The organism is Nocardia sputi, from assembly GCF_023501985.1.
Genome location: NZ_JAMFLC010000008.1, coordinates 149,642 through 172,685, shown reverse-complemented (window position 1 = coordinate 172,685; position 23,044 = coordinate 149,642). Strand labels below are relative to the sequence as shown.

Genomic DNA, 23,044 nt, shown 5'->3' with positions numbered 1-23,044 from the left:
GCCGTTTCCGCGTGCGCCCGGTGTCCACATGCGGCACCTCACAACGGCCGGATAAGTAGAGTCACAGTGATGAATGGCGACGACCCCCAGCGCAACGCGCGTACGCGCCGGATGCCGCCGCCCGGCAGGCCCGGTGAACCTCCGATGCCCCGCCGCATGCCCCCTCCGGCATCCGGTGGCCCGCCGCAGATCGAGCCCACTCAGGTCATGCGGCGCGACGGAACGGCCGGCCCCCACGCACACCCGCTGGCATATTCGCAGGTGCCCCCCGAACCGCCACGACGCATGCCGCCGCCTGCCCCGGCCCGCAGGCACGCCCCTACCCAGCGCCCGGTTCCGCATCAGGAAGGTCCGCCCCACGCCCGCACCCAGCGGCCGGTCCGCTACGACGGCGGGCCGCCCCACGCACCGACCCGCGAACCGCGCCCGTATCGCGAAGGCCCGCCGCCGGTGCCGCCGCGCGGGGCGCGCCCGGCTCGGGCGCCACGACCGCGCCGCAAGCGCCACCCCTTCCGCTGGTTCCTGGTGATCGTGCTGGTCCTGGTGCTCGCCGCCGTCGGCGCCGTCATCAAGCTGGACAACTCGCTCAACCGCATCCCCGCGCTCGCGAACTACGCCCAGCGCGTCGGCGACACCCCCGGCACGAACTGGCTGCTGGTGGGCTCCGACGGCCGCGGCGGCCTGTCCCCCGAGCAAGAGCGGGAACTCGCCACCGGCGGCGAGGTCGGCCCCGAGCGCACCGACACGATCATGCTCGTGCATGTGCCGAAATCGGGCAAGACCACCCTGGTCAGCCTGCCGCGCGACTCGTACGTCAGCATTCCGGGCCAGGGCAAGGACAAGCTGAACGCCGCGTTCGCCATCGGCGGCCCCGCGCTGCTGGTGCAGACCGTGGAGATCGCCACGGGCCTGCGCATCGACCATTACGCGCAGATCGGCTTCGGTGGCTTCGCCAGCGTGGTCGACACGCTCGGCGGCATCGACGTCTGCGTCCCGAAGCCCATCGACGACCCGCTCGCCGGCATCGACCTGCCCGCGGGCTGCCAGCGCCTCAACGGCCCGCAGGCCCTCGGTTTCGTCCGCAGCCGCGCGACCGCGCTCGCCGATCTGGACCGGATGAACAACCAGCGGATCTTCATGGCCGCCCTGCTGAAGAAGGCCACCAGCGGCGCCACCCTGGCCAATCCCTTCAAGCTCTGGCCGCTGGCCTCCGACACCGCCAAGTCGCTGAAGGTCGACAACGGCGACCACATCTGGCACCTCGGCGGGCTGGGCTGGGCGCTGCGGGGCGAGACCGTCGCCACGGCGGTGCCGGTCGGCGGATTCGACGACACCGCCAGCGGCAATGTCGTGCTGTGGGACAAGGAGAAGGCGAGCCGGTTCTTCGACGCGCTGGCCGACGACCGCGCCATCCCGGAGGATCTGCTGACGCGGTAGCGTCTGTGCCATGCCGGACACCGACGATGCCGACGAGTCCTTCCCCGACTTGCTGCGCACGCAGATCCGTCACGGATTCACCACTGCCCAGCAATATCTCGCCGCCGCCGTGTACTTCGACTCACGCCGGCTGCCGCAGCTGGCCGGGCACGCCTACGCCAGGTCCCGCGAGCATCACGGCAACACGCTGCGCATGGTGCAGTACCTGCTCGACCGGGACCTCCCGGTGCGGATCGGCGGGTTGGACGAGATCGAATCGACCTTCGAAAGCCCGCGCGGCGCAGTCGCTGTGCTGCTGCGAATCGAGCAGGCCCGCAGCACTCAGATCGGTGATCTGGCTCGTGCTGCCCGCACCTCCGGCGACTATCTGGGCGAACGATTCATCCGGTGGTTCCTCGAGGAACAAGTCAAGAGCGTTGCCGGGATGACCACACTGCTGGCTGTCCTGGACCGCGCCGACGGGCAGTTGTTCGACGTCGAGGAGTTCGTGGCCCGCGAGATGCGGACGCGGCCGCGCACCGATATCCCGGCGCCGAAAATGGCTGGAACAGCGCGGAATTAATTAGGCAACACTAGCCTCAATAAGGCTGCACTTGGATGACACGCGACTTGACCAGCGCTAATGTCGATGCCATGTCAAGCCATCCGGAATCCCCACGCAGCAAATTCCATAGCCTGTTGCACGATCAGATTCGGCACGAATTCAATGCCGAGCATCAGTACATCGCGATTGCGGTGTGGTTCGACAATGCCGATCTGCCGCAGCTGGCCAAGCGGTTCTACAAGCAGGCGGTCGAAGAGCGCAATCACGCGATGATGATCGTGCAGTACTTCCTGGACCGGGATATCAGCATCGAGATCTCCGGTATCGACGCCGCGAAATCGCGGTTCGAGACTGCCAGGGAGCCGATCGCGCTGGCGCTCGCCCAGGAGAAGACGGTCACCGAACAGATCATCCAGCTGGCGAGCACGGCTCGAGAAGAAGGCGACTACCTCGGTGAACAGTTCATGCAATGGTTCCTGAAGGAACAGGTCGAGGAAGTCGCGAACATGACCACCCTCCTCACGATCGCCGATCGCGCGGGGTCGAACCTGTTCGACTTGGAGGATTTCGTCGCCCGGGAAATGAGCGGCCCGAGCGATGCCTCCGGTGCGCCTTCGGTGGCAGGCGGCTCCGTCTGACGGAAATCGCCGAAATACCGATAGGCCCGGTTTCCGCCACGGAACCGGGCCTATCGCTATTCATGGTTGCTATCGGCGTCGAGTCGATCCGCGGCATCGCGACGACGGTTTCGCCACATTACGCAGCAGTTCGGTGAGTCTTCCCTAAGTTCCAGCAGTATCGGCGGCAATCGCAATACGGATCAGCTGCCGAGGACGCAGAAGTTTCTCACGTAATGCCGGGGATCGCGACTCAGCGCAAAGTGACCTGACGCGACCGCAAGCCGTCGCGGGAGCGCCGCTCCTCGGCCGTCAACGGCGCGTCGACGGCCAGCGCCTCGGACAGGCGCGCACCGAATTCGGCCGCGGGTTTCACCCATTCGTCGGGGTGCCGCTCGTGGTCCAGGTCGAACACCGGGACCAGCACGCCGTGCGTGCGGAACGACCCGGCGAAGCGGGAACCCTCACCCAGATGCAGACCGCCCGCGGCGTGCACGCGAGCGAGCGCCAGCATGAGCGCGTCCTCGTCCTCGGGGCGCACCCAGCGGATATGCGCCTTCTCCCCCGCGTCCACCCACCAGGCGGCGCCGATCGCGTCCGCGTCCAGCCCGAGCCGCGCCGAAGGCATGATCGCCTGCTTGGCCTGCTCGATGGTGGCGGCGACCTGCGGGTCGGGCTCGACGCCCGCGGGCACCCACCAGTCGAAGTCCTGGTGGACGGTCAGCTCCAGGCTCGCCGCGGGATCGATGACATCGGCCAGCCGCGGACCGCCCGCGACGCTCTCCACGGAGGTCAGCGAATCACCGGGCTCGGCGGACTGGGTCCACAGGATCGCCGCGGCCAGGTCGGCGGCCGGGTCCGCGCCCTGGAACTGCACCTGCGCGCCGACGTAGCCGCTGGGCTCGTCACCGGCGCGCACCAGCGCGGCCACCGCGCCGGGCAGCACCGTGCCGAGCACGACCGGGCGCTCGGCCGCGATCGCGGGCGACAGCGTCAGCTGCGCGGTGGCCGACGGAACGAATTCGCGCAGCGCGACCAGATCGCACTCCGCGGCCAAGCCCTCGAACGGACGCGTGACGGCCTGCGCCGCCTGCTCCTGCGCCGCTCGCCGCTCGGCGAGACGCTGCGCCCGGTTTCCGCCGGGCTTAGGACTGTTGCGCTTGCTTTTACCCACGAGGGGTCAACCTACACCTGTGTTCGTTCCTCCAGCGCCTGTGGCGCTGGGTGTTCGCGGCCTTTATGGCTCGCGTGGAATCGACCGCCGTCGGCGACTTCAGCGCGGACGCGGCGGGCACTCGGGGCAGCTGTTATCGCGTGCGGTGGTGGTCGACTGCGGGTAAGCCTCGACAGAGAGTCACCCGGATCCGGTTCAGGCAGCGGGGAGCAGCGACTTGGTACGGCCGGGATGGTTGGTGGCGATCCAGCTGACACCGAGGTCGGCGCACAGTTGGACGTCGTGCGGATCATCGACGGTCCAGCAGTAGGTGGCACGGCCCGCGGCGGCGGCCTTGTCGACCAACTCGGGGTGCTCACGCAAGGTCTTCACCGAGGGGCCGACGGCGGTCGCGCCGACAGTGGTGGCGGCCGACCCGCCCAGGTAGCGCGACGACTCACCGAGCAGAACGGTGGGCAGCAGCGGCGCGGCGCGGCGAATGCGCCAAACCGCCGTGGCGGCGAACGACATCACGACCGCGCGGGAATGGTCGGCCGAGGCGGGGGTGGCGATGCCGAACCGCTGGAGCTCGGCGAGCAGTTTGTTCTCGACCAGCGCGCCGTATCGGACCGGGTGCTTGGTCTCGATGAACAGTTTGGTCGGCCTGCTGCGCCAGTCCAGCACCAGGCCGATCAACTCGCTGAGGGTCAGCACCGAGGCGGGCGCGCCGTCGGAGCCGAAGTCGAGGGCCCGCAGTTCCTCCAGCGTCATCTCGCTGACCAGCCCGCTGCCCGAGGAGGTCCGGTCGACGGTGCGATCGTGCACGCACACCAGATGCCCGTCCCTGGTCAGCCGGACATCGCATTCGACGCCGTCGGCGCCTTCCTGGAGCGCCAGCTCGTAGGCGGCGAGCGTGTGCTCGGGACGCGCCGCCGAGGCGCCTCGATGCGCGACGACGAATGGCGCGCGACTGCCGTGGCTCACTTGGCCATGACCTCCTTCTGCTCACGGTCCTCAGCACCGTTGTCCTCGTGCGTCGCGGCGTCCAGCTCGGCGCGCGCCGGTTCGGCCGCGGTTTCCCGTCCGCCGGGATGCACCGGCTCGATCACCGGCACGGCCGGATCGACCGCGATCAACCAGCGGCGCGTGGACCGGGTACGACCGAGCAGGTCACGTCCCTCGATCGTGCGCAGCACCCAGAGGGTCAGGAGCGCGACCGCCGCGGCGACCGCGTCGGTGAAGGCGGTGAACAGCACGCCGTCGGCCTTGGCCTGCAACGAATCCGCGGAACGCCACAGCAGCGCGGCGGCCGCGAGGAGGCCGCTGAACGCCCAGGCGGCCCACCAGATCCGGATAGCACCGCGCGCACGGGGGTCGCCTTGGAGCGCGGCCACTTCGCTCAGGAAGATTCCCGGCCACACCAGGTTCACCACCGGGACCAGGCACCCGGCCGCGAGCGCTCGCGGCGAACGCGGGTCGCGCCGCCCGGCGGCGGCGTAGGCCGACCGCCTGATCTCGATCAACCTTCCGACCGTGGCCAACGCAGCCAGCAGCGCGAGCACGATCCCGAGCACCGCGGTGCCGATCACGAACGCGTCCGAGGCGAAGAGCGCGGCGGGGTGGATCAGGCGCGTCCGGTTGTGCAACAAGACCGCGTAGCGCACCAGTTCTGCGACAGCCGCGAGTGCGAACACGCACACTGTCGCGAGGAGCAGTCCGGTCACCGAGTCGGTCAGTTTGCCGAGCGGACGGCGTACCGCGCCCTTGGCTTGCGGGGGCGGATCGATCAGACCCCAGCGCGGGATCTGCGTGTACCGGGGCGTCCGGCTCTGCGTGATCGTCGGGGCGGGCGGTTGCGCTCGGCGGCCGCGGTGGTCGGGTTTGCGCGCCACCCAGCGGTAGTTGCGGCGGGCGGCGGGCGCGTCGATCGGCGCGGGCGAAAGGAGCACGCCGCGGCAACGCGGGCACCAGTGCATCGGCGCCCCTTGCACGGCCCAGCGCGCACCGCAACGCGCACAAGGTTGCACCACCGTACTCACCCGCGCACCTCGTTCTCTCGTCAGTAGATCTTCGCCTCGTGGCCGCCCTCCGCGACCAGCGGGCGGCCTGCCTGCTGCCACGCCACCATGCCGCCTCGGACCTGGATGGCCTGATACCCGATGTGCGTGAGGTATTCGACCACCTGCAGGGATCGGCCGCCCTGCCTGCAGACGACGTAGAGATCCGCGTCGTACTCCAGCTCATCGATCCGGGCGGGCACGTCGACCATCGGGATATGCATCGCACCCGGAGCGTGCCCCAGCTGCCACTCGTCGTCCTCACGGACGTCGAGCAGGACCGGTCGCGGCTGGTCGGCCGACGCGGGCGCGCTGCTGTCGAATACGGCAGGCAGGTCCTCCACCGTGACCGACGGAACGTGGGGGCTCGTCACAGTTTCGATCCTGCCATGGGCGGCGGACCGCCGTGCAGTTCCATGCCCGGGGACGCCCTCGACAGCGACCTTCGACTTCAGGTATGTTCTCCTCTCCGGAACTCGACCGCGCGCCCGCTCGATGCGACCTGTGCATAACTCCGTCGAAGTTATCCACATAATCCACAGTTTGATCCACAAGGCGCGGCCGTCGAGGACACTCCGCCGCAATGGTCAGGCGCCCAGGCAACCGAGTAGCTACTATTTCGAGCCGTTTTCGGGCTTTCGGTCCGTAACTGGACCCTTTACCTGACGGGTGACCCGATTCACTCCCTAACGCGCGATGCGAATGACCGATCCGGGACTCCCCTCCATGTCCATCCCGGAGCGGCCATTCGTCGCCGACCTCGGAACCTGCGGCCGAGGAGGCTCCGATATCTACTTGGACGGGGCGGGGGCGCATTCGGTTCCATGAAATCCGGATCGCCGCGGAAATAACCCGTCCTCGGCGACGGCGATCGCCTAGCCTGGGGCGCATGAACGTGAGCAGGGGGCTTCGCCACGGAATGGACACCGCAGGGCTGAACGTCGCGTTGTCCGAGGCCGCGTGCCTCGGTCTCGCCGTCGACGAGGCTGCCAACGAACTGCGGCTCGACCTGGAAGTACTGACTCTCCCGGAGCAGGGGACAGCGGCCGACGACTACCGGGTGCAGGTGACACTGACCGGCGTGAGCCGGGTCGCCGCTTCACTGCGGACCCAGCACTGGGATGACCTGGCACCCAGGGTGCTGCCGCTGCGCCTGGACGGCTTGGACCAGGCCATCCGCAGCTTCGGCGGCGGGCGGCTGCACGGCTGGGAGTTCATCGATATCGATGACAGCGGCTGGGCGCTGTGGAGCGAGCTGCTCAGCTTCGACACCCGGATCGATGATCACGAATCCGCGCACGTTCTGGAGTTCTCGCAGGAGGAGGGTATCGATCCGCGCGAGCTGGATGTCCGGGTGTGGTTCGACGACATCGTCGTGTACGACGCGCGAGGCAAGCAGATCCCACTGAAAGACTTCATCGCGGGCGGTGCGCGATGGTGGCAGGCGCACGACGCGGGCGATCCACGTGCGACTCGTCCAGGCATCGCTCCGCCGCTGTAATCGGCCCGGTTGCTACTCGTCGCGGGGACCGCGCATCCGCGCTCGAATGCGCGGTTCTCCCTTGTCGGGCGATCAGGCTTCCAAGCCCACAGGGCAGCTCACGCCGGTCGCGTGCACCGGGCAGTATCCGCCGGGATTCTTCGCCAGGTACTGCTGGTGATAGCCCTCTGCGTAGTAGAAGGCCGCCAGTCCGGGCAGCGGTGCGACCTCCGTGGTGATCCGGCCGTATCCCGCCGCGGCCAGACGCTTGCCGTATACCTCCGCCGTCGAGCGGACGAGGTCGGCCTGCTCGGTCCCGAAGGTGAAGACGGCCGACCGGTACTGGGTGCCACGGTCGTTGCCTTGGCGCATCCCCTGGGTGGGATCGTGGTTCTCCCAGAAGTGCTTGAGGATGCCCGCGTAATCGATCACCGCCGGATCGAATACGACGAGCACCGCTTCCGTGTGACCGGTCCGCCCGCTGCACACCTCTTCGTAGGTGGGATTCGGCGTGTACCCGCCGACGTAACCGACTGCTGTGGTGTAGACGCCGTCGAGTTCCCAGAAACTCTTCTCGGCGCCCCAGAAACAGCCCATCGCGACGACCGCCAGTTGCAGCCCATCGGGAAACGGCGGACGGATCGGGTGGCCGTTGACGTAATGGGTATCCGGCACGTCGAGCGGTTCCGCCCGGCCGGGCAAGGCTTGTTCGGGAGTGACCATGGCGGGTTCGGGGAGGCTCAGACGCCCCACTAGTTCGTCGTACCACGACATGGTTCGATGCTACGCGTGCGTTTCCTGTGGTGCCGTTGTGCGTGATGTGACGACGCCCGACCCGCCGGGTGTGAGCGGCGTCACCGGAATGTGCGAACGTCGGCCCAGGTTGGAATCGACCGGGTGTACGAATGATGGTTGGCTGTGCACGGAACAACGGGCACAACCAGCCCGACATAGGAAGGGACATCGTGGCTGAGTACACGCTGCCAGATCTGGATTACGACTACAGCGCCCTGGAGCCCCACATCTCCGGGCAGATCAACGAGCTTCATCATTCCAAGCACCACGCCGCTTACGTCGCCGGTGCGAACACCGCACTGGAGAAGCTGGAAGCCGCTCGCGAGTCGGGCGATCACAGCGCCATCTTCCTGCACGAGAAGAACCTCGCGTTCCACCTGGGTGGGCACGTCAACCACTCGATCTGGTGGAAGAACCTCTCCCCCAACGGCGGTGACAAGCCGGTCGGCGAACTGGCCGCGGCGATCGACGACCAGTTCGGTTCGTTCGACAAGTTCCGCGCGCAGTTCACCGCGGCGGCCAACGGTCTGCAGGGCTCCGGCTGGGCGGTGCTCGGCTTCGACACCCTCGGCCAGAAGCTGCTGACCTTCCAGCTCTACGACCAGCAGGCCAACGTTCCGCTCGGCATCATCCCGCTGCTGCAGGTCGACATGTGGGAGCACGCCTTCTACCTGCAGTACAAGAACGTGAAGGCGGACTACGTCACCGCGTTCTGGAACGTCGTCAACTGGGCCGACGTGCAGGAGCGCTTCGCCAAGGCCACTTCGCAGGCCAAGGGTCTCATCTTCGGCTGAGCCCGCTCGACACACCGGAACGGGTCCGCGAATCCGTCGCGCCACGCGCGGCCGGGTTCGCGGACCCGTTCTGTTTCCCGGCTGCGCGGGCGCTTTGCCCGCAACATCCGTCCACCCACCACGAATCGGAAGCCGACGAGGTCGAGCCCGATCCGCCGGGTACGCAGCGCGATTGCTGCCCCCACGGCCTCCGAGTGTCCGATTGGCACTCTTTGGTACTTGTGTGCCAGGTGACTCGTGGTTCATATTCGGGAATCCAGACCAAATGGACGGGCAAGGTCGCCCCCGGTGAGACGACGGGAGGCAGAAATGCGCACGAACGAACCGATCGGCATCACGCCGTTCCACGCGCGCGGATCCCTGCGAGGCTTCGTGATCTCCGGACGCTGGCCGGACACCACCAAGGAGTGGGCGCAAGTACTCGTGCTCGCGGTGCGTGTGGCCACGCTGCCGGGGCTGCTCACGACCTCCACGGTGTTCGGCGTCCGTGAGGACCTGCCCGACGACCCCGCTCCGGGCACCGTCGGCCTGGTGCTGGCCGAAGGTCCCGTCGTGGGTGAGGAAGCGCTGGAGCCGGGCCGGTTCGCCGAGCATGTGCCACCGGCGTTGCTGGTGCTGCATCCTCCTTCCGAAACCCGGCCGTCGCTGCCCGAATGCGCCGGCGCGGCATCCGGCTGCGTCCTGCTGCCCGGCGTGCCCCATCTGGGGCTGGAGCACCGGGCCGCCTGGGTCGAGGCGGAGTCGGACGGAACGGTCACCTCCCTGGTCAGCCGGGTCGGACTCGACCCGATCAGCGATCCCGACACCGCGGTTCTGGCTATGCTGCTGGCCGCGTGAGGGTAACCGAAACTTGCCACGTGGATCGCCAAACTTATTGTGCGCATTGCGATTTCGATTACAACGGGTTGGCAAGAGCTGCGCCCGCCGGGTAGAGTCGGGAGCAGCGAAGGGGAGTAGCCCCCAATCGCACAGTCGACATACTGACCCGCCGCCCTGCCATGGGCCGGGTCCGGCTGTGTGAACCGGCTTCCGTCGGTGGGCGAGACCTTCGGCCTGGACAACCTTTCGTTGTCGGCCGGAGGCCATCCATATCTCCGACCGGCAGGCCGGAGACCTGGGAGCCGCCACACATGATCGCCACCGTCTTGCTGAGTATCGGCATCGTCTTTCTCGCCGAGCTGGGCGACAAGTCCCAATTGATGGCGCTGACGTTCGCGCTGCGCTATCGCTGGTGGGTGGTGCTCGGCGGCATCGCGACGGCCTCGGCCGCAGTACACCTGATCTCGGTCGGCGTCGGCCATTTCCTCGGTTCGGCCCTGCCCACCAGGGCGATCTCGCTGATCGCCGCGATCACCTTCCTGGCCGTCGGCCTGTGGACCCTGCGCGAGCACTTCGGCCCCGGCGATGACGATCCCGCGCCCAAGACGCCGAGGGCCGCCGGCGCGCCGTTCCTCGTGGTGCTGTCGGCGTTCCTGCTCGCCGAACTGGGCGACCGGACCATGTTCGCGACCGCCGCGCTTGCCACCGACTACGACTGGGTGGGCGTCTGGCTGGGCTCGACCATCGGCATGGTCGCCGCCGACGCGCTCGCCATCGCGGCAGGCATCCTGGTCGGCAAGCACCTGCCGGAGCACGCGATCGGCATCGGCTCTGGACTGCTGTTCCTCTACTTCGGTGCGGCGACCCTGCTCGGCGCGAGCGCACCGGCCCTCGGCGGCGCCGCCGTCGCCGGGCTCGCCGCGCTCGCTCCCACGCTGGCCGGTGCGGCGCTGCTGCTCACGCGGATGGCTCGCCGCACGAGCACAGCGCAGCTCCATACAGTCCGCCACCCCGGCGCAGCAGATCCAGCAGTGGTTCTCGCAGCGCGAGCAGACCGTCGGAGTCTCCTGCCGCGATCCGAGCGGTGACCATCGAGCCGATCGCGGCCGCCAAGGCCTGACAGGCGAAACGCTGCTGCTCGGTCCGCGCGTCGAGCACGGCGGCGATCAGCTCCACGAACCGCTCCTGCAGCTGGGCCCGGCGCGCGATGGCCGCGGACCCCACCGCGAAGACCTCGACCAAGAACAGCCGCGCGCTGGCCGGGTCGTCCACCAGATATTGCAGATAGGCGCGGAAGATCCGATCCATTCGAGCCATGGCGTCCACGTCGGCCGGACTCTCTTCGGTATCGGTGGCTTCGGCGATCCGGTCGAGCAGTAGCTGCACAGCGCGCTCGTAAGCTGCCTCGAAGCAGTCCTCTTTGGAACGGAACTGCTCGTAGAAGGTCTCCCTCGACACGCCCGCCCGCTTGAGGATCGCCGCGACCGACGTTCCGATGTACCCGTTCTCGGCCATGGCCTCCGCCGTCGCGACGAGGATCCGCTCGCGCTGCGAGGCGATCACCTGCTCTCGGGGTAGGCCGTGCCTGCCCCGGGGTAGGCGTGCGCTGAGGGCCGATTCGGTCATACGGTGACTCCGCTATCCGGTCGAGCTGACTGGGCTGCTCCATTCTGCGCGGTCGGTTCGGCCGGTTCACGGGACAGGGGTGCGCGTCGGCGACACGGGTTCACGCGCCGTGGCAGCGGGCGAGGGAGCCGTGCAGGGCCGCGCGCCGAGCACCGGTTAGGGTGCAATTGACGAAAGGCCAACTGGCTGTCACGAACGAGAGGACCATCGTGGAGATTTCGGGTTCCGCCGCCATTGTCACCGGAGGCGCATCGGGCCTCGGCGCCGCCACCGCCAAGCGTTTCGCCGATCTCGGCGCCACCGTCTTCGGACTCGACGTACCGCAGTCGATCGAGCGCGCCGGCGACAACGTCCCCGCCGGGGTCACCCTCATTCCCGCCGATGTCACCAGCAACGACGAGGTCAGCGCCGCTGTTGCGCAGGTCGTCGAGTCCGGCTCGCCGCTGCGCATCGTGGTCAACTGCGCCGGTGTCGGCTGGGCCGGCCGCATCCTGTCCAAGAACGGCCCGCACGACCTGGAGCTGTTCCGCACGGTCATCACGGTGAACCTGCTCGGCACCTTCAACGTCATGCGGCTGGCCGCCGACGCGATCGCCAAGACCGACGCCGTGGACGAGTACGGCCAGCGTGGCGTCATCATCAACACCGCCTCGGTCGCCGCGTTCGAAGGCCAGATCGGTCAGATCGCCTACTCGGCCTCCAAGGGCGGCGTGCACGGCATGACCGTTCCGGCCGCGCGTGACCTGGCCCAGTTCGGCATCCGGGTGAACACCATCGCCCCCGGCATCATCGACACCCCGATGCTGGCCGGCGTCACCGAGGAGTACCGCAAGGGCCTCGAGGCGGGCGTGCCCTTCCCGTCCCGCCTGGGCCGCCCGGACGAGTACGCGCAGCTGTCGCAGTACATCGTCGAGCACGACTACCTGAACGGCGAGACCATCCGCATGGACGGCGCGCTGCGCATGGCTCCGCGGTAATCGCACGCCACCATCCCGCGGGCGCGCGGTCCTTCCCCCGGAAGGACCGCGCGCCGCTGTCTTTCACCCCTGCGGCTTGTGTCCGATACCGAGATACGCCGTGGTGGACAACGGATAGTTCGGTCGGTATTTCTCGGCGAGAAACGCTTTCATCACCGCGGCGCGCCGAGCCCAGACCTCCGCGCTCACGCTGTGGCGCATGAGCTCCAACGGGGCGCTGCTGCGCACCATGGTCTCCCACATCTCCTCGGGGCTGTCGAAGGTGAGCGCGATCGAATGCCGCTGGATGGACACGGCTTCGAAACCCGCGCCGCGCATCTCGGATTCGAAGAGCTCGGGATTCTCCAGGCTCAGGAAGTTCGGTTGCGGCTCCTGGATATTCGGATCGGCCGCGGTCAAAGCGCCGAACATCATCCGCATCAGCGGCGAGTCCGCGATCGGCGCCCAGCTCGACACCACCGCCGTGCCGCCGGGACGCAACACGCGGAACAACTCGGCGAAGCCTCGCGCGCGCTCGGGAAAGAACATCAGTCCGAACAGGGAGAAGCCCGCGTCGAATTGATCGGATTCGTACGGCAGATCCTGTCCGTCACCGACTCGCGCACGGATATTCGCCAGCCCGGCGGCGGCGGCGTCCTGCGCCAAGCGCGCGATCATCGACTCGGAGAAGTCGATGGCCTCGACGTGCGCCACATGAGGAGCGGCCAGCAGGCTCAGCGTGCCCGGTCCCGCCGCCACGTCCACGATCCGCGACTCGGGTGTGAGCGAGGCGAACTCGAGCGCACGCGCCGAGAAAGGTCCCATGATCGCGGGCGCGAATTCGGCATATCCGTCGGCGACGAGATCCCATGGCTCCGCGACGGCGAGCGGGTTTGCGGACATGTCGTGAGAATCCTTTCAGGCATCCACATCTAACCGCGCCACCCGGGGGCGAACTCCCCAGTCCTGCGAATATGCCACCTCGACGGTCACCGTAACCGGAAAATGGCCGAAACATGACCCGGCGCGCGGCCGGAGGACCTCGGCGTGGTCCTCCGGCCGCGAACGGTTCACAGCGTGCGCGTGAGCCGATCGGTGAGGATGTGCGCGAAGTGCGCCGGATCCTTCAGCTCGCCGCCCTCGGCGAGCACCGCCGTGCCGAACAGCAGCTCGGCGGTCTCCGACAGTTCGGTCGCCGTGCCCGCTTCGGCCTCCTCCTTCTTGGCCGCGTACGCGTCGCGCAGGCCGGTGACCAGCGCGTGCGTCGGGTTGAGCTCCAGAATCCGCTTGCTCTCCGGCAGCGCCTGACCCGAGGCCCGGTACATCCGCTCCAGCATCGGCGTGAAGTCGAACACGTCACCGACCAGGCACGCCGGGGAGGTGGTGAGCCGGTTGGTCAGCCGCACCTCCTTGACGCTGTGTTCCAGCGTCTTGCCCAGCCACGCCAGCACGTCGGCGAATTCCTTGTCCTGCTGCTCACGCAGCGCCTCGGAGGCCTTCTTCTCCTCCTCGGTCTCCAAATCGACCTCGCCCTTGGCGATGGACTGGAACGCCTTCCCGTCGAACTCCGGCACCGAGCCGACCCACATCTCGTCGACCGGGTCGGTCAGGATGAGCACCTCGCGGCCCTTCGCCTTGAACGCCTCCAGATGCGGGGAGCTCTCGACCTGCTGACGGGTCTCGCCGGTCATGTAGAAGATCGTGTCCTGCCCCTCGGGCATCCGCTCCACGTACTGGGCGAGCGTGGTCAACTCCGTCTCGGAGTTCGTCGAGGCGAACGAGGAGACCTGCAGGATGGTCTCGCGGTTGTCGAAGTCCGAGAGCAGACCCTCCTTCAGGACGCGGCCGAACTCCTTCCAGAACGTCTGGTAGCTCGTCTGGTCCTCCGCGCCCTGCAGATCCTTGACGGTGGACAGCACCTTCTTCACCAACCGCTTGCGGATCATCTGGATCTGCCGGTCCTGCTGCAGGATCTCCCGCGAGACATTGAGCGACAGGTCTTGCGCGTCCACCACGCCTTTGACGAAGCGCAAGTACTCCGGCATCAGCTCTTCGCAGTTGTCCATGATGAACACCCGCTTCACGTAGAGCTGGACACCGCGCTTGTGCTCACGGGTGAACAGGTCGAAGGGCGCGTGCGAGGGGATGAACAGCAGCGCTTGGTACTCGAAGGTGCCCTCGGCCTTCAACGGGATGATCTCCAGCGGATCGTCCCAGCCGTGGCTGACGTGCTTGTAGAACTCCTTGTACTCCTCGTCGGAGACCTCGCTCTTGGGACGCGTCCACAGCGCCTTCATCGAGTTGAGCGTCTGGTCCTCGAGGATGGTCGTCTCCTTGGCGTCCTCCCCCTCGCCTTCGGTGACGGTCCGCTCGACCTGCATGCGGATCGGCCAGGCGATGAAGTCGGAGTACTTCTTGACGATCTCGCGCAGCTTCCACTCCAGGGTGTAGTCGAAGAGGTGATCCTCCTCGTCCACCGGCTTGAGGTGGAGCGCGACCGAGGTGCCCTGCGGCACCTCGTCGAGTTCTTCGATCGTGTAGGTGGAACTGCCCGCGCTCGATTCCCATCGGGTGCCGGTGGTCTCCCCCGCCCGGCGGGTGGTCAGGGAGACCTTGTCGGCGACCATGAAAGTCGAGTAGAAACCGATGCCGAACTGGCCGATCAGCTCCTCGGCCGCGGCCTCGGACTTGGCCTCGTTCAGCTTCTTGCGCAGTTCCGCGGTACCGGACTTGGCGAGGGTGCCGATCAGGTCGACGACCTCGGCGCGCGACATGCCGATGCCGTTGTCCCGGACGGTCAGGATCCGGTTGTCCTTGTCGACCTCCAGCTCGATGTGCAGGTCGGAGGTGTCGACGTGCAGATCCTTGTCCCGAAAGGACTCCAGCCGCAGCTTGTCCAGCGCGTCGGAGGAATTCGAGATCAGCTCCCGCAGGAAGGTGTCCTTGTTGGAGTAGACGGAATGGATCATCAGCTCGAGCAGCTGATGGGTCTCTGCCTGGAACTCGAGTTGTTCGACGTGCTCTGTCACGTCGCGATCGTACCGCCGCGCCCGAACTACGTGGCCAAAGGAGGCACCACGGCGCCACCCGGAACGGCCGCGTGCGGCCGCAACAGGGGAACCTGCCGGAAATCGGCGAGACCGGGGACCTCTTCGTCGGCGCGGGTGGTCATCCATTCGCGCAGCACCTGGGTGGCGCGGACGTCGTCCTCGTTGTACTCCAGCAATCGGGTGCGCTGGGTCTGGTCGGGCGTGGCGCCGTCGTAACCGACCGCGAGTCGGTACCAGCTCATCGATGCCTCGCCGCCCGCCTCGGGATCGCGCCACGAGAACCCGGCGACCGGAGCGATCTTCTTCAGCCCCTTGCCATTCGGGCAGATGAACTGGTCGGAGACGGCCTGGAACATGTCCACCCACTGCGGCCCGTCGACGAACGCGCGCACCTGCTCCACCGTCGGCACACCGGGGCGGCTCGCGAACCGGCGTGCCGACTCGTACAGCCACTTGTCCTCGGCGGTACGCGAATAGCAATACGCGGCAAACGTTTTACCCGCCGCGGCCGCCTCGGCGCGCACCCTCATCAGCCAAGTCCAGAACTCGCCGAAGGAGCGGCCCTCGTCCTCCGTGGGCAACGGGTCCCAGGTGACGAAGGGGCGGTACACGCCGTTCAGCAGCGTTCCCCACAGGTACGCGCCGTACTCCTGGAAGCTCTCCAGGTCGACGTCGACCTCCACGTCCGCCCGTCGCACCCGCACCCGCTCGACCCGCCGCACCAACGGCGCCCCAGCGATCCACGCTCGCGCCGTCACCACGGCCTCGTCGAACGGGCCGTGTTGCCAGTCCTCGGGATCATCGCCCACCCAGGCGGCGAGTTCGTCGATGGTCTCGACGTCGTGCCTGCGCAGCACCTCGGCGCGCGAGCCGGGCGCCACCAGGCTGACGTCGCGATGTTCGATCAGCCAACCCTCGCAGCCGGGACCCTCGATCCCCCGCGTCCACCACGGGCACTGCCTGCACTCGGGCACCTTCGACGGAACGGTCGGCAGCTCGCCGCGCACCACCGCGATCCGGTCGGCGTAGCGGCGGTCGTAGTCGGCCAGCAACGGAGCCAGATCGTGCACCAGGATGCGGTCGAAGTCGAAGCCGATCACGCCGCCGACCAGCGCGGGGCTGGCCAGACCGTGACGTTGCAGCATCCGGTGCAAATGAGCGAGCCGCTGCTGGTCGCGGGGCTGCTGACGCAGTTTGCGGTGCGGATCCGGCTGCGGATTCCAGTGATAGGGGTCGGAGGTGGTGGGGTGGAAGTCGGCGGGCTCGGGTTGGCGCGGGTCGGTCACCTTGTGGTTCACCACGATGATCGGGATGTATCCGCCGCGCTCGGCGTCGCACAGCAGGATCTCCGCGCCCCCGCGCCTACCGGTGTCGGGCTCCTGCGGTAGTAGTCCGCCCCAGATGTGTCGCGCGCCGTCTTCGCAGGCGCGCATCGTCGCCGCGGCACGCTCGGCGGCGCGCAGCCCCGGATCGATCACCACCCAGGCGTCCGGGTCCGCGCCGACCAGCGCGTCGCGCACCCGGCTGCGGTGCGCTGCGGCGGCATCCCGGCGCTGGCGCACGCCCGCGTCCTCGGCGATGCCCACCAGCGCTTCGGGGTGCGTGGCGTCCAGACGCAGGCGGTGGCGGCAACCGATCAACGCCCTGGCATCGATGAAGGCGGTCGGCACGTCGGTGGCCCGATCGACGGCCGTTCCGTTGCGCTTGCGACCATCCCGGTCACCGATGTCCGAATCCACGCTATGCAGTATGGTCCCTACCCCCGACAGTGTTGAATTCCAGCGCCTGCGGGCCGCACTACCCTCGCAGCTGCCACCATGGACCCGATAGGGTAACGGCAAAGCGTGTGACATGGGCGGACGGGCTTCCCCGGCGTCGTACTGCCATGGCGAACCAGCATGACGGAGGGCCTTCGATGGGGTTGTTCACGAAGCGCAAGCGGCGGCCGAGCCGCAGGGCCGAGGCGAAAGCCCTCAAGCACAAGGCCGCGATCGAGGCCAAGCTGGCCGCGAAGAACGACCGCAAGGCTCGCCGCGCGGAGGCCCGCACCCAGCGCAAGGTCGCCAAAGCGCAGATCGCGGCATTCCAGGCGGAGGAGAAAGCCGCGCTGAAGCTGGCGGCGAAGGCCGAACGCGATCCGTTCAGCGCTGGCCAGGTGAAAAAGTACCTCGGCGTGGCGCGCGTGCTCATCCCGGTGCTCGCCCCGCTCGCCTATCGCGGCGCCACCCTCCTGCGCGGGCAGCTCGACACCCGCCGCGCCCAGCAGCTCGGCGTCGGGATCGACCAGCTCGGTGACTTCTCCGGGCACGGCGCCAAGCTCCAGGCGCGCATCACGAATGCCGAAGCGGCGCTGGAGAAGATCAGCGGGCAGAACGGCAAGGACAAAGGCGAGACGCAGAAGTTCGTCGCCGCCACCAAGGACCGCCTCGGCAGCCTGACCGCCGCCGTGCACACCTCCGACCAGATGCCCGCCAACCGTCGCCGGTCGGTGCACGCGTCGATCTCCCACGAGCTGTCCGGGATCGAGTCCGACATCCTGGCCCGGCTCGGCGTGCGCTGACCTTCCTCGTACCGATGTCCCCGCACCCGATCACCGGCCACCTGCGCGGTGGTCTGATCGGCGTGCTCGTCGGAGTGCTCGCCGTCGCGGCACACGGGGCCGCGGGTGGAGGTGCGCCGGGCTCCACCGAGCTGACACTGCTGTTGTCGATCGCCGCCGCCGTGGGGGCCGCGGCGGGAGCCGTGCGAGGACGCTCGCGGCCGTCCGTCGTCGCCGGACTGCTCGGCGCCGGTCAGCTGTTCAGTCATGCCGCGTTGTCGGTACTCCTCGACCATGCCCACCCTGCAGGCGCCACCGCGGCGACGCATCCGCCGCTGCCGACCGGAGGAATGCTGCTCGCGCATACCGTCGCGACGGTCGGTTGCGCGGCGTTGATCGTGCTTGCCGAGCGGCTCTACACCGCCGCCTCCGGTGCCTTGCGCGCGATCCTCGCACCGCCGCGGCGGGCGCGGATCACCATCGTGCCGCACCGGCCGGATCCCGGCCTTCCGCCATATCGCTGTGCTCCCCACGGTGCGCTCGGCCCCCGCGCCCCGCCGGTGTCGGGCTGATCCTCCGACATCCATTCCTTTCGCACAGAAGGCTTCAGCATGCACAGCTCGATTTCGCGCGCCGTCGCGACGACGGCCACCGCGGCTCTCGTTCTGCTCGCAGGCGGCACCGCCGCGGCACACGTCACGGTGGACGCCCCCGGCGCGGCCCGAGGCGGATACACCGTCGCCACCTTCCGGGTCCCCACCGAATCGGACACCGCGAGCACCACGGCGCTCACCGTCACCCTGCCCAACCTGAAATCCGCTCGCACCGAACCGATTCCCGGATGGTCGGCCAAGGTCGAACGCAACGACAAGAAAGAGGTCACCGCGATCACCTGGACCGCCGACCCGGGCGCCCCGGGCATTCCGCCCGGTCAGTTCCAGCGTTTCGCGGTGTCCCTCGGTCCGCTGCCCGAACTGGATTCGGTCAGCTTCCCCGCCCAGCAGACCTATTCCGACGGCAAGGTGGTCAAGTGGGACCAGCCGGTCGACAAGGACGGCGAGGAACCCGAGCGTCCCGCCCCGTCGATGACCCTCACCGCCGGTGAAGAACACGACGCGGACGGGCACAAGGTGAGCAGCGAAGCCGCCGACGACGACGTCGACCACAGCGACGACACGGCCCGCTGGCTCGGCGGCATCGGCCTCGCGCTCGGCCTGCTCGGCGTCGCGCTCGGCCTCGGGAACGTGATCCGCGGGCGGCGCGCATGACCCGCCGCCTGCTCAGCGCCCTCGTGACGGGCCTGTTCCTGCTCGGCTTCGGCGTCGCCGCGACCGGAGTCGCCGCCGCGCACTCCGCTGCCACCGGAAGCGTCCCGGAGGACAAAGCGACGGTGGACAGCGGCCCGGCGCGCGTCAGCGTCATGTTCAACGAGGAACTGCAACCCAGCTTCCCGTCGCTCACCGTCGTCGGGCCGGACGGCAATCTGTGGTCCAAGGGTGAGCCGGTGGTCGAGGGCAACACGGTCAGCGTCGCTCTGGGCGAGCTGGGTCCGGTCGGCGAGTACACCATCGCCTACCGCGTGACCTCGGCCGACGGGCACCCGGTCAGCGGCAAGCGCCAGTTCACGCTCAGTAAGCCGGGCAACGGCGCGCCGGGACCGAAACCGAACGCCAAAGCCGGCGACAGCTCCGACGACTCGGGCGGGATTCCGCTGTGGGTGTTCGTCGCCGGCGCGGTAGCGCTGTTCGGCGGCGGACTCGCGTTCGCGCTGTTCGGCGGCAGGAGCCGCGGCGCGAAGCGGTGAGCGAGGTGAAGATCGGCGGCCGGGGCGGCGCTCGGCGCGCTCCCCGCGTCACGCCTTGGCCCGCACTGCTACCAACCGTCCCCGCCGCGCTGCTCGGGGTCGCACTCGCCTGGGTGCTCATTCTGCCAGGGCCACTGCCCGGGGAGGCGGTGGTCCGGGTCGTGGCCGACGGGGTCGGTTCGACCGCGCTCGGATTGGCCGCTCTGCCCAGGGTGACGCCGCGCCTGCGGACACCGTGGCGTCTGCTCGCGGTCCTGGCCGGGATCTGGGCGGTCGCCGAGTTCGCCGTGCTGATCTTCGAGGCGGCCGAAGTGGTCGGCGTTCCGGTGAGCGAACTCGGCGCCGCGGATTTCGGCACCTACCTGGTGGACGTCAGCGGTGGACAGGTGGGGATCGCCATCCTGGTCGGCGTGGCGACGGTGGCCGCCGGGTCCGCGCTGGCCTTCCGGCGGCCCGAGTCCACCTCCGCCGACCTGGTCCTGGTGTTCGCCGCGGTGGCGCTGGCATTGCGGCCGATCACCGGACACATGTCGCAGCAGGCGTTCGGCTCGGTGCTCGCCGCGGTGCACGCGTTGGCGGCGGGCGCTTGGTTCGGGCTGCTGATCGCACTGGTACTGGTCGTGCGGACCCGCGGCGAGTGGGCGGTGGCGCTGCCGAGATATTCGGCGGTGGCGCTGCCCTTGGTGGCGGTCGTCGCGGTGACCGGGCTGATCAACGGACTGGTCCGGGTCGGTGGGATGGGTGCGTTCGTCGGCACCGGCTACGGCCGGATCCTGCTCGCCAAGACCGCGGTGTTGCTCGCGTTGCTCGCGCTCGGCTGGTGGTGGCGGCGCAGCTGGGTGCCGCGGGCGGCAGGCCACCGGATGGACGCGAAGGACTCGTTGCGTCGCGCGGTCACCGAGGTGGTCGTGATGGCGCTCGCCTTCGGCCTGGCCGCGACGCTCGCGGTCACCGCCTGAGCCGAATCGCCACGCCGGTTAGTGTTTGCGCATGACCGAAGTGAAGATCGTCGAGGATTGCGCGGCCTCGGCGGAGTCCGCGTTCGCATACGTGAACGATTACCAGAACCTGTCGCGCTTCTTGCACGGCATTCAATCCTTCACCCCGGTCGGTGCGCAGACCGAAGGACTCGGCGCCACTTTCGACGGGCACATGAAATTGGGGCCCGCCTCGCTGAAGTCGCGGATCGAGGTCGTCCGCTGGGAGAAGGACTACGCGATCGGCGTCAAGTCGATCAAGGGCTTCGATGTCGAGTCCACGTTCCTGTTCCACGACAAGGGCGAGGGCTTGTGCACGGTCGACGCGATCGTGGACTACCGGGTGCCCGGAGGCTTGGCGGGGCGAGCGCTGGGCAAGACCATCGAACCGTTCGTCAAGATCGCCGTCCAGCACACCACGCACAACCTGGTCACCCAGATAGCCGCATTTCACGCCCGAAGGTAGGAGTTGCGCGTGTGACAGCGCGGTCGGGATGCTGAAGTGGTGAGCGCCAAACCTTCGTTCGGTCAGCGGATCGGCTACATCTGTGGCCGCACGCTGCCGGAATCGATGTCCGACTGGGTGCGCGACGATTTGGTCGGTCCCGGCGCTACGCGGCGTTATCTGCTGCGGTTCCTGGTTCCGGTGCTGCCGGTGCTCATGCTGTTCCTGTTGCTGCCCGGCCCGTTGTGGATGGGGCTGGCGATGATGGCGCTGCTGTACATCCCGCTGATCTATTTCACCGTGGCGCTGCTGTACGTCTACCGGCGTCACCGGTTGATCAAGCACGGTCTCGATCCCGCGCTCGCGGACGCCGACGCCCGCCTACGGGACGAGCGGGAACGCCTCGACTACGAGCGCAGGCACGGACGAGGCTGAGCCGCATCGGGACCTAGCGGTGACTTATCTCACGGGCATAGCCTGGAGGTATGAAAGCCCCCACGTTAAGGCAACGGATCGCCTACGATCTGGGCCGCGAGCTCCCCGAGGAGCTGCACGAGTGGGTCATCCACGACCTCGTCGGACACGGGGCCATGGAGCGATATCTCGTCCGTTTTCTCGGGCCGATCATCCCGTTCTTCGCCTTGGTGCTGCTGTTCCCCGGGCCGTTGCCCCTGAAAATCGGCTTGATCGTGATGATGATCATTCCGCTGGTCGTCTTCACGGTCGCGCTCAGCTACGTCTGGCGCCGCTTCCGCTTGGTCCAGCACGGCCTGAACCCCGAACTGGTCGACCACGGCAAGATCACCGACCACGACCGCGACCTGTACGAACTGCGCTACGGACACCGATAGCGCCGCGGACCGCCGAGATATGGCGCGCGTCGAGCGACGACGCGCGAGGACAACTCCGCGCACCGCACGGCGCCGAAGCCATCTGTGGCGGTCCACCGGCTCATCGGTCGCTCGCACGCGAGCCATGAAGGGGCCGCGAACACGCCGTGACGAAGTCGCGGCAAAATAGCCCGGTGACCGAATCGCAGAATGTAATCGCCACCGCCGACCTGGCCGACGAGATCGGCCCGGACATCCGCAGCTGCGACACGCAATTCATCCAGTTCGGCGGGCGTGCGGCGTTCTCCGGATGCATCACCACCATCCGCTGCTTCCAGGACAATCTGCTGGTGAAGCAGACGCTCGGTGAGCCGGGCGAGGGCAAGGTGCTGGTGGTCGACGGCGGTGCGAGCGTGCACACGGCGCTGGTCGGCGACATCATCGCCGGGCGCGGCGTCGAGAACGGCTGGGCCGGCGTCGTCGTCAACGGCGCGGTCCGCGACTCCGCCATCCTGCGCACCCTGGACATCGGCATCAAGGCGCTGGGCACCAATCCGCGTAAGAGCACGCAGACCGGTAGTGGTGACCGCGATGTGCCGGTCGAGATCGGCGGGATCACTTTCGTGCCCGGCGAGATGCTCTACAGCGACCACGACGGCATCGTCGTGCGCGCCGAGGACTGAGCCGGTTCGGCGGCGCGCCGAGTCTTCGCCGGCCGCCGCCAGCATCCGGGCGCTCAGGCGGACACGATGGCCTTGTGCCCAGCGAGGGCGACCACGTCACCGACGTGCAGCTGGCGCCCGCGCCGCAGTTCCACCTCGTCGTTCACCCGCACCAATCCGGCGGCGATCACCGTCTTCGCCTCCGAACCGGATTCGATCATGTTGGCCAGCTTCAGAAACTGGCCGAGCCGAATAACGTCCTCATCGATCGGTACTTCGACTGGTTCCGACATGGACTAAATACTTACTACGCCATTCGAACTCGCCGAACACCGCCCCACAGCCGCGGCGATCTCCGGGCAACTCGAGCCGTACCTCACGCACCGCACGGAAATCCCACCGTCCCGACCACACAGATCGAATTCACGCCGATTTGGCCGACTCATTCGCCCAGGTCAC

Annotated in this window: 26 protein-coding genes and 1 pseudogene; 17 read left to right on the top strand and 10 right to left on the bottom strand. The window is 68.2% G+C overall.

Going from position 1 to position 23,044, the window contains the following annotated elements:
• The first annotated feature begins 69 nt into the window (after window positions 1-69).
• The 3 genes from M8859_RS13385 (at window position 70) to M8859_RS13375 (ending at window position 2,619) form a co-directional block, all read left to right on the top strand.
• Window positions 70-1,437, top strand: coding sequence for an LCP family protein (locus M8859_RS13385; protein ID WP_195069836.1), 1,368 nt, complete (start codon window positions 70-72; stop codon window positions 1,435-1,437).
• Window positions 1,438-1,447: 10 nt separating this feature from the next.
• The gene (locus M8859_RS13380; RefSeq protein ID WP_195139604.1) at window positions 1,448-1,999 is read left to right on the top strand and encodes a ferritin; all 552 of its coding nucleotides are present in this window, start codon (window positions 1,448-1,450) and stop codon (window positions 1,997-1,999) included.
• A 71-nt stretch (window positions 2,000-2,070) separates the two neighbouring features.
• On the top strand, window positions 2,071-2,619 hold the full coding sequence (locus tag M8859_RS13375; RefSeq protein WP_159922373.1) for a ferritin: 549 nt from the start codon (window positions 2,071-2,073) through the stop codon (window positions 2,617-2,619).
• 232 nt (window positions 2,620-2,851) lie between these two features.
• On the opposite strand, the gene M8859_RS13370 is transcribed toward M8859_RS13375, so the two are convergent.
• The 4 genes from M8859_RS13370 to M8859_RS13355 all read right to left on the bottom strand — a co-directional run bounded on the left by M8859_RS13370 (window position 2,852) and on the right by M8859_RS13355 (window position 6,182).
• Entirely contained in the window at window positions 2,852-3,772 is a 921-nt protein-coding gene (locus M8859_RS13370; protein ID WP_159922371.1) for a DUF5926 family protein, read from the bottom strand.
• Between the two features lie 195 nt (window positions 3,773-3,967).
• Window positions 3,968-4,735, bottom strand: coding sequence for a glycerophosphodiester phosphodiesterase (locus M8859_RS13365; protein ID WP_159922369.1), 768 nt, complete (start codon window positions 4,733-4,735; stop codon window positions 3,968-3,970).
• Window positions 4,732-5,790: a DUF4328 domain-containing protein gene (locus M8859_RS13360; RefSeq protein ID WP_236565347.1), complete on the bottom strand. Its 1,059-nt coding sequence runs from the start codon at window positions 5,788-5,790 to the stop codon at window positions 4,732-4,734. Before M8859_RS13360 ends, M8859_RS13365 begins: the two co-directional genes overlap by 4 nt.
• Before the next feature lie 20 nt (window positions 5,791-5,810).
• Window positions 5,811-6,182 (bottom strand): rhodanese-like domain-containing protein, encoded by a 372-nt coding sequence (locus M8859_RS13355; protein WP_321209767.1) that lies wholly within the window; start codon window positions 6,180-6,182, stop codon window positions 5,811-5,813.
• Between the two features lie 515 nt (window positions 6,183-6,697).
• Here M8859_RS13355 and M8859_RS13350 point away from each other — a divergent pair.
• Window positions 6,698-7,309 carry a hypothetical protein gene (locus M8859_RS13350; RefSeq protein WP_236565346.1) on the top strand — a complete coding sequence of 204 codons (612 nt, stop codon included), beginning with the start codon at window positions 6,698-6,700 and terminating at the stop codon, window positions 7,307-7,309.
• A gap of 72 nt (window positions 7,310-7,381) precedes the next feature.
• Here the strand turns inward: M8859_RS13350 and msrA are convergent, their stop codons facing one another.
• Complete coding sequence (msrA, locus tag M8859_RS13345) at window positions 7,382-8,062, bottom strand: peptide-methionine (S)-S-oxide reductase MsrA (RefSeq protein WP_195139603.1); 681 nt, start codon at window positions 8,060-8,062, stop codon at window positions 7,382-7,384.
• A 191-nt stretch (window positions 8,063-8,253) separates the two neighbouring features.
• Between msrA and M8859_RS13340 the strand changes: the two genes are divergently transcribed.
• From M8859_RS13340 to M8859_RS13330, 3 genes are all read left to right on the top strand, one after another.
• On the top strand, window positions 8,254-8,877 hold the full coding sequence (locus M8859_RS13340; RefSeq protein ID WP_039794275.1) for a superoxide dismutase: 624 nt from the start codon (window positions 8,254-8,256) through the stop codon (window positions 8,875-8,877).
• A 309-nt stretch (window positions 8,878-9,186) separates the two neighbouring features.
• Window positions 9,187-9,714, top strand: coding sequence for a peptidase (locus tag M8859_RS13335; protein ID WP_159922363.1), 528 nt, complete (start codon window positions 9,187-9,189; stop codon window positions 9,712-9,714).
• Between the two features lie 293 nt (window positions 9,715-10,007).
• A complete protein-coding gene (locus tag M8859_RS13330) occupies window positions 10,008-10,784 on the top strand; it encodes a TMEM165/GDT1 family protein (protein ID WP_195069839.1) in 777 nt (258 codons plus the stop codon).
• Window positions 10,785-11,106: 322 nt separating this feature from the next.
• Here M8859_RS13330 and M8859_RS36855 read toward each other — a convergent pair.
• Window positions 11,107-11,322, bottom strand: a pseudogene (locus M8859_RS36855) (helix-turn-helix domain-containing protein); the annotation flags it as partial.
• Between the two features lie 209 nt (window positions 11,323-11,531).
• On the opposite strand from M8859_RS36855, the gene M8859_RS13320 reads away from it, so the two are divergent.
• A complete protein-coding gene (locus M8859_RS13320; protein ID WP_159922359.1) occupies window positions 11,532-12,299 on the top strand; it encodes an SDR family NAD(P)-dependent oxidoreductase in 768 nt (255 codons plus the stop codon).
• Window positions 12,300-12,362: 63 nt separating this feature from the next.
• Here the strand turns inward: M8859_RS13320 and M8859_RS13315 are convergent, their stop codons facing one another.
• The 3 genes from M8859_RS13315 to M8859_RS13305 all read right to left on the bottom strand — a co-directional run bounded on the left by M8859_RS13315 (window position 12,363) and on the right by M8859_RS13305 (window position 16,998).
• The gene (locus tag M8859_RS13315; protein ID WP_159922357.1) at window positions 12,363-13,181 is read right to left on the bottom strand and encodes a class I SAM-dependent methyltransferase; all 819 of its coding nucleotides are present in this window, start codon (window positions 13,179-13,181) and stop codon (window positions 12,363-12,365) included.
• Window positions 13,182-13,348: 167 nt separating this feature from the next.
• On the bottom strand, window positions 13,349-15,307 hold the full coding sequence (gene htpG / locus M8859_RS13310) for a molecular chaperone HtpG (RefSeq protein ID WP_159922355.1): 1,959 nt from the start codon (window positions 15,305-15,307) through the stop codon (window positions 13,349-13,351).
• Between the two features lie 26 nt (window positions 15,308-15,333).
• Window positions 15,334-16,998 (bottom strand): TM0106 family RecB-like putative nuclease, encoded by a 1,665-nt coding sequence (locus M8859_RS13305; protein WP_195069955.1) that lies wholly within the window; start codon window positions 16,996-16,998, stop codon window positions 15,334-15,336.
• A 245-nt stretch (window positions 16,999-17,243) separates the two neighbouring features.
• Between M8859_RS13305 and M8859_RS13300 the strand changes: the two genes are divergently transcribed.
• From M8859_RS13300 to rraA, 9 genes are all read left to right on the top strand, one after another.
• A complete protein-coding gene (locus tag M8859_RS13300) occupies window positions 17,244-17,888 on the top strand; it encodes a DUF6474 family protein (RefSeq protein ID WP_159922353.1) in 645 nt (214 codons plus the stop codon).
• Between the two features lie 14 nt (window positions 17,889-17,902).
• Entirely contained in the window at window positions 17,903-18,439 is a 537-nt protein-coding gene (locus M8859_RS13295) for a hypothetical protein (protein ID WP_195069840.1), read from the top strand.
• A 39-nt stretch (window positions 18,440-18,478) separates the two neighbouring features.
• Window positions 18,479-19,135, top strand: coding sequence for a YcnI family copper-binding membrane protein (locus M8859_RS13290; RefSeq protein WP_159922349.1), 657 nt, complete (start codon window positions 18,479-18,481; stop codon window positions 19,133-19,135).
• Entirely contained in the window at window positions 19,132-19,671 is a 540-nt protein-coding gene (locus M8859_RS13285; RefSeq protein WP_159922347.1) for a copper resistance CopC family protein, read from the top strand. The genes M8859_RS13290 and M8859_RS13285 overlap by 4 nt, the downstream gene beginning before the upstream one ends.
• Before the next feature lie 5 nt (window positions 19,672-19,676).
• A complete protein-coding gene (locus tag M8859_RS13280) occupies window positions 19,677-20,630 on the top strand; it encodes a CopD family protein (protein WP_236565358.1) in 954 nt (317 codons plus the stop codon).
• Between the two features lie 31 nt (window positions 20,631-20,661).
• Window positions 20,662-21,114 (top strand): SRPBCC family protein, encoded by a 453-nt coding sequence (locus tag M8859_RS13275; RefSeq protein WP_159922345.1) that lies wholly within the window; start codon window positions 20,662-20,664, stop codon window positions 21,112-21,114.
• Between the two features lie 39 nt (window positions 21,115-21,153).
• Window positions 21,154-21,528 (top strand): DUF5313 family protein, encoded by a 375-nt coding sequence (locus M8859_RS13270; RefSeq protein WP_321209763.1) that lies wholly within the window; start codon window positions 21,154-21,156, stop codon window positions 21,526-21,528.
• Window positions 21,529-21,578: 50 nt separating this feature from the next.
• A complete protein-coding gene (locus tag M8859_RS13265) occupies window positions 21,579-21,944 on the top strand; it encodes a DUF5313 family protein (RefSeq protein WP_195069842.1) in 366 nt (121 codons plus the stop codon).
• Window positions 21,945-22,117: 173 nt separating this feature from the next.
• A complete protein-coding gene (gene rraA / locus M8859_RS13260; RefSeq protein ID WP_195069843.1) occupies window positions 22,118-22,606 on the top strand; it encodes a ribonuclease E activity regulator RraA in 489 nt (162 codons plus the stop codon).
• A 53-nt stretch (window positions 22,607-22,659) separates the two neighbouring features.
• On the opposite strand, the gene M8859_RS13255 is transcribed toward rraA, so the two are convergent.
• Window positions 22,660-22,878 carry an RNA-binding S4 domain-containing protein gene (locus M8859_RS13255; protein ID WP_159922339.1) on the bottom strand — a complete coding sequence of 73 codons (219 nt, stop codon included), beginning with the start codon at window positions 22,876-22,878 and terminating at the stop codon, window positions 22,660-22,662.
• Between the last annotated feature and the right edge of the window lie 166 nt (window positions 22,879-23,044).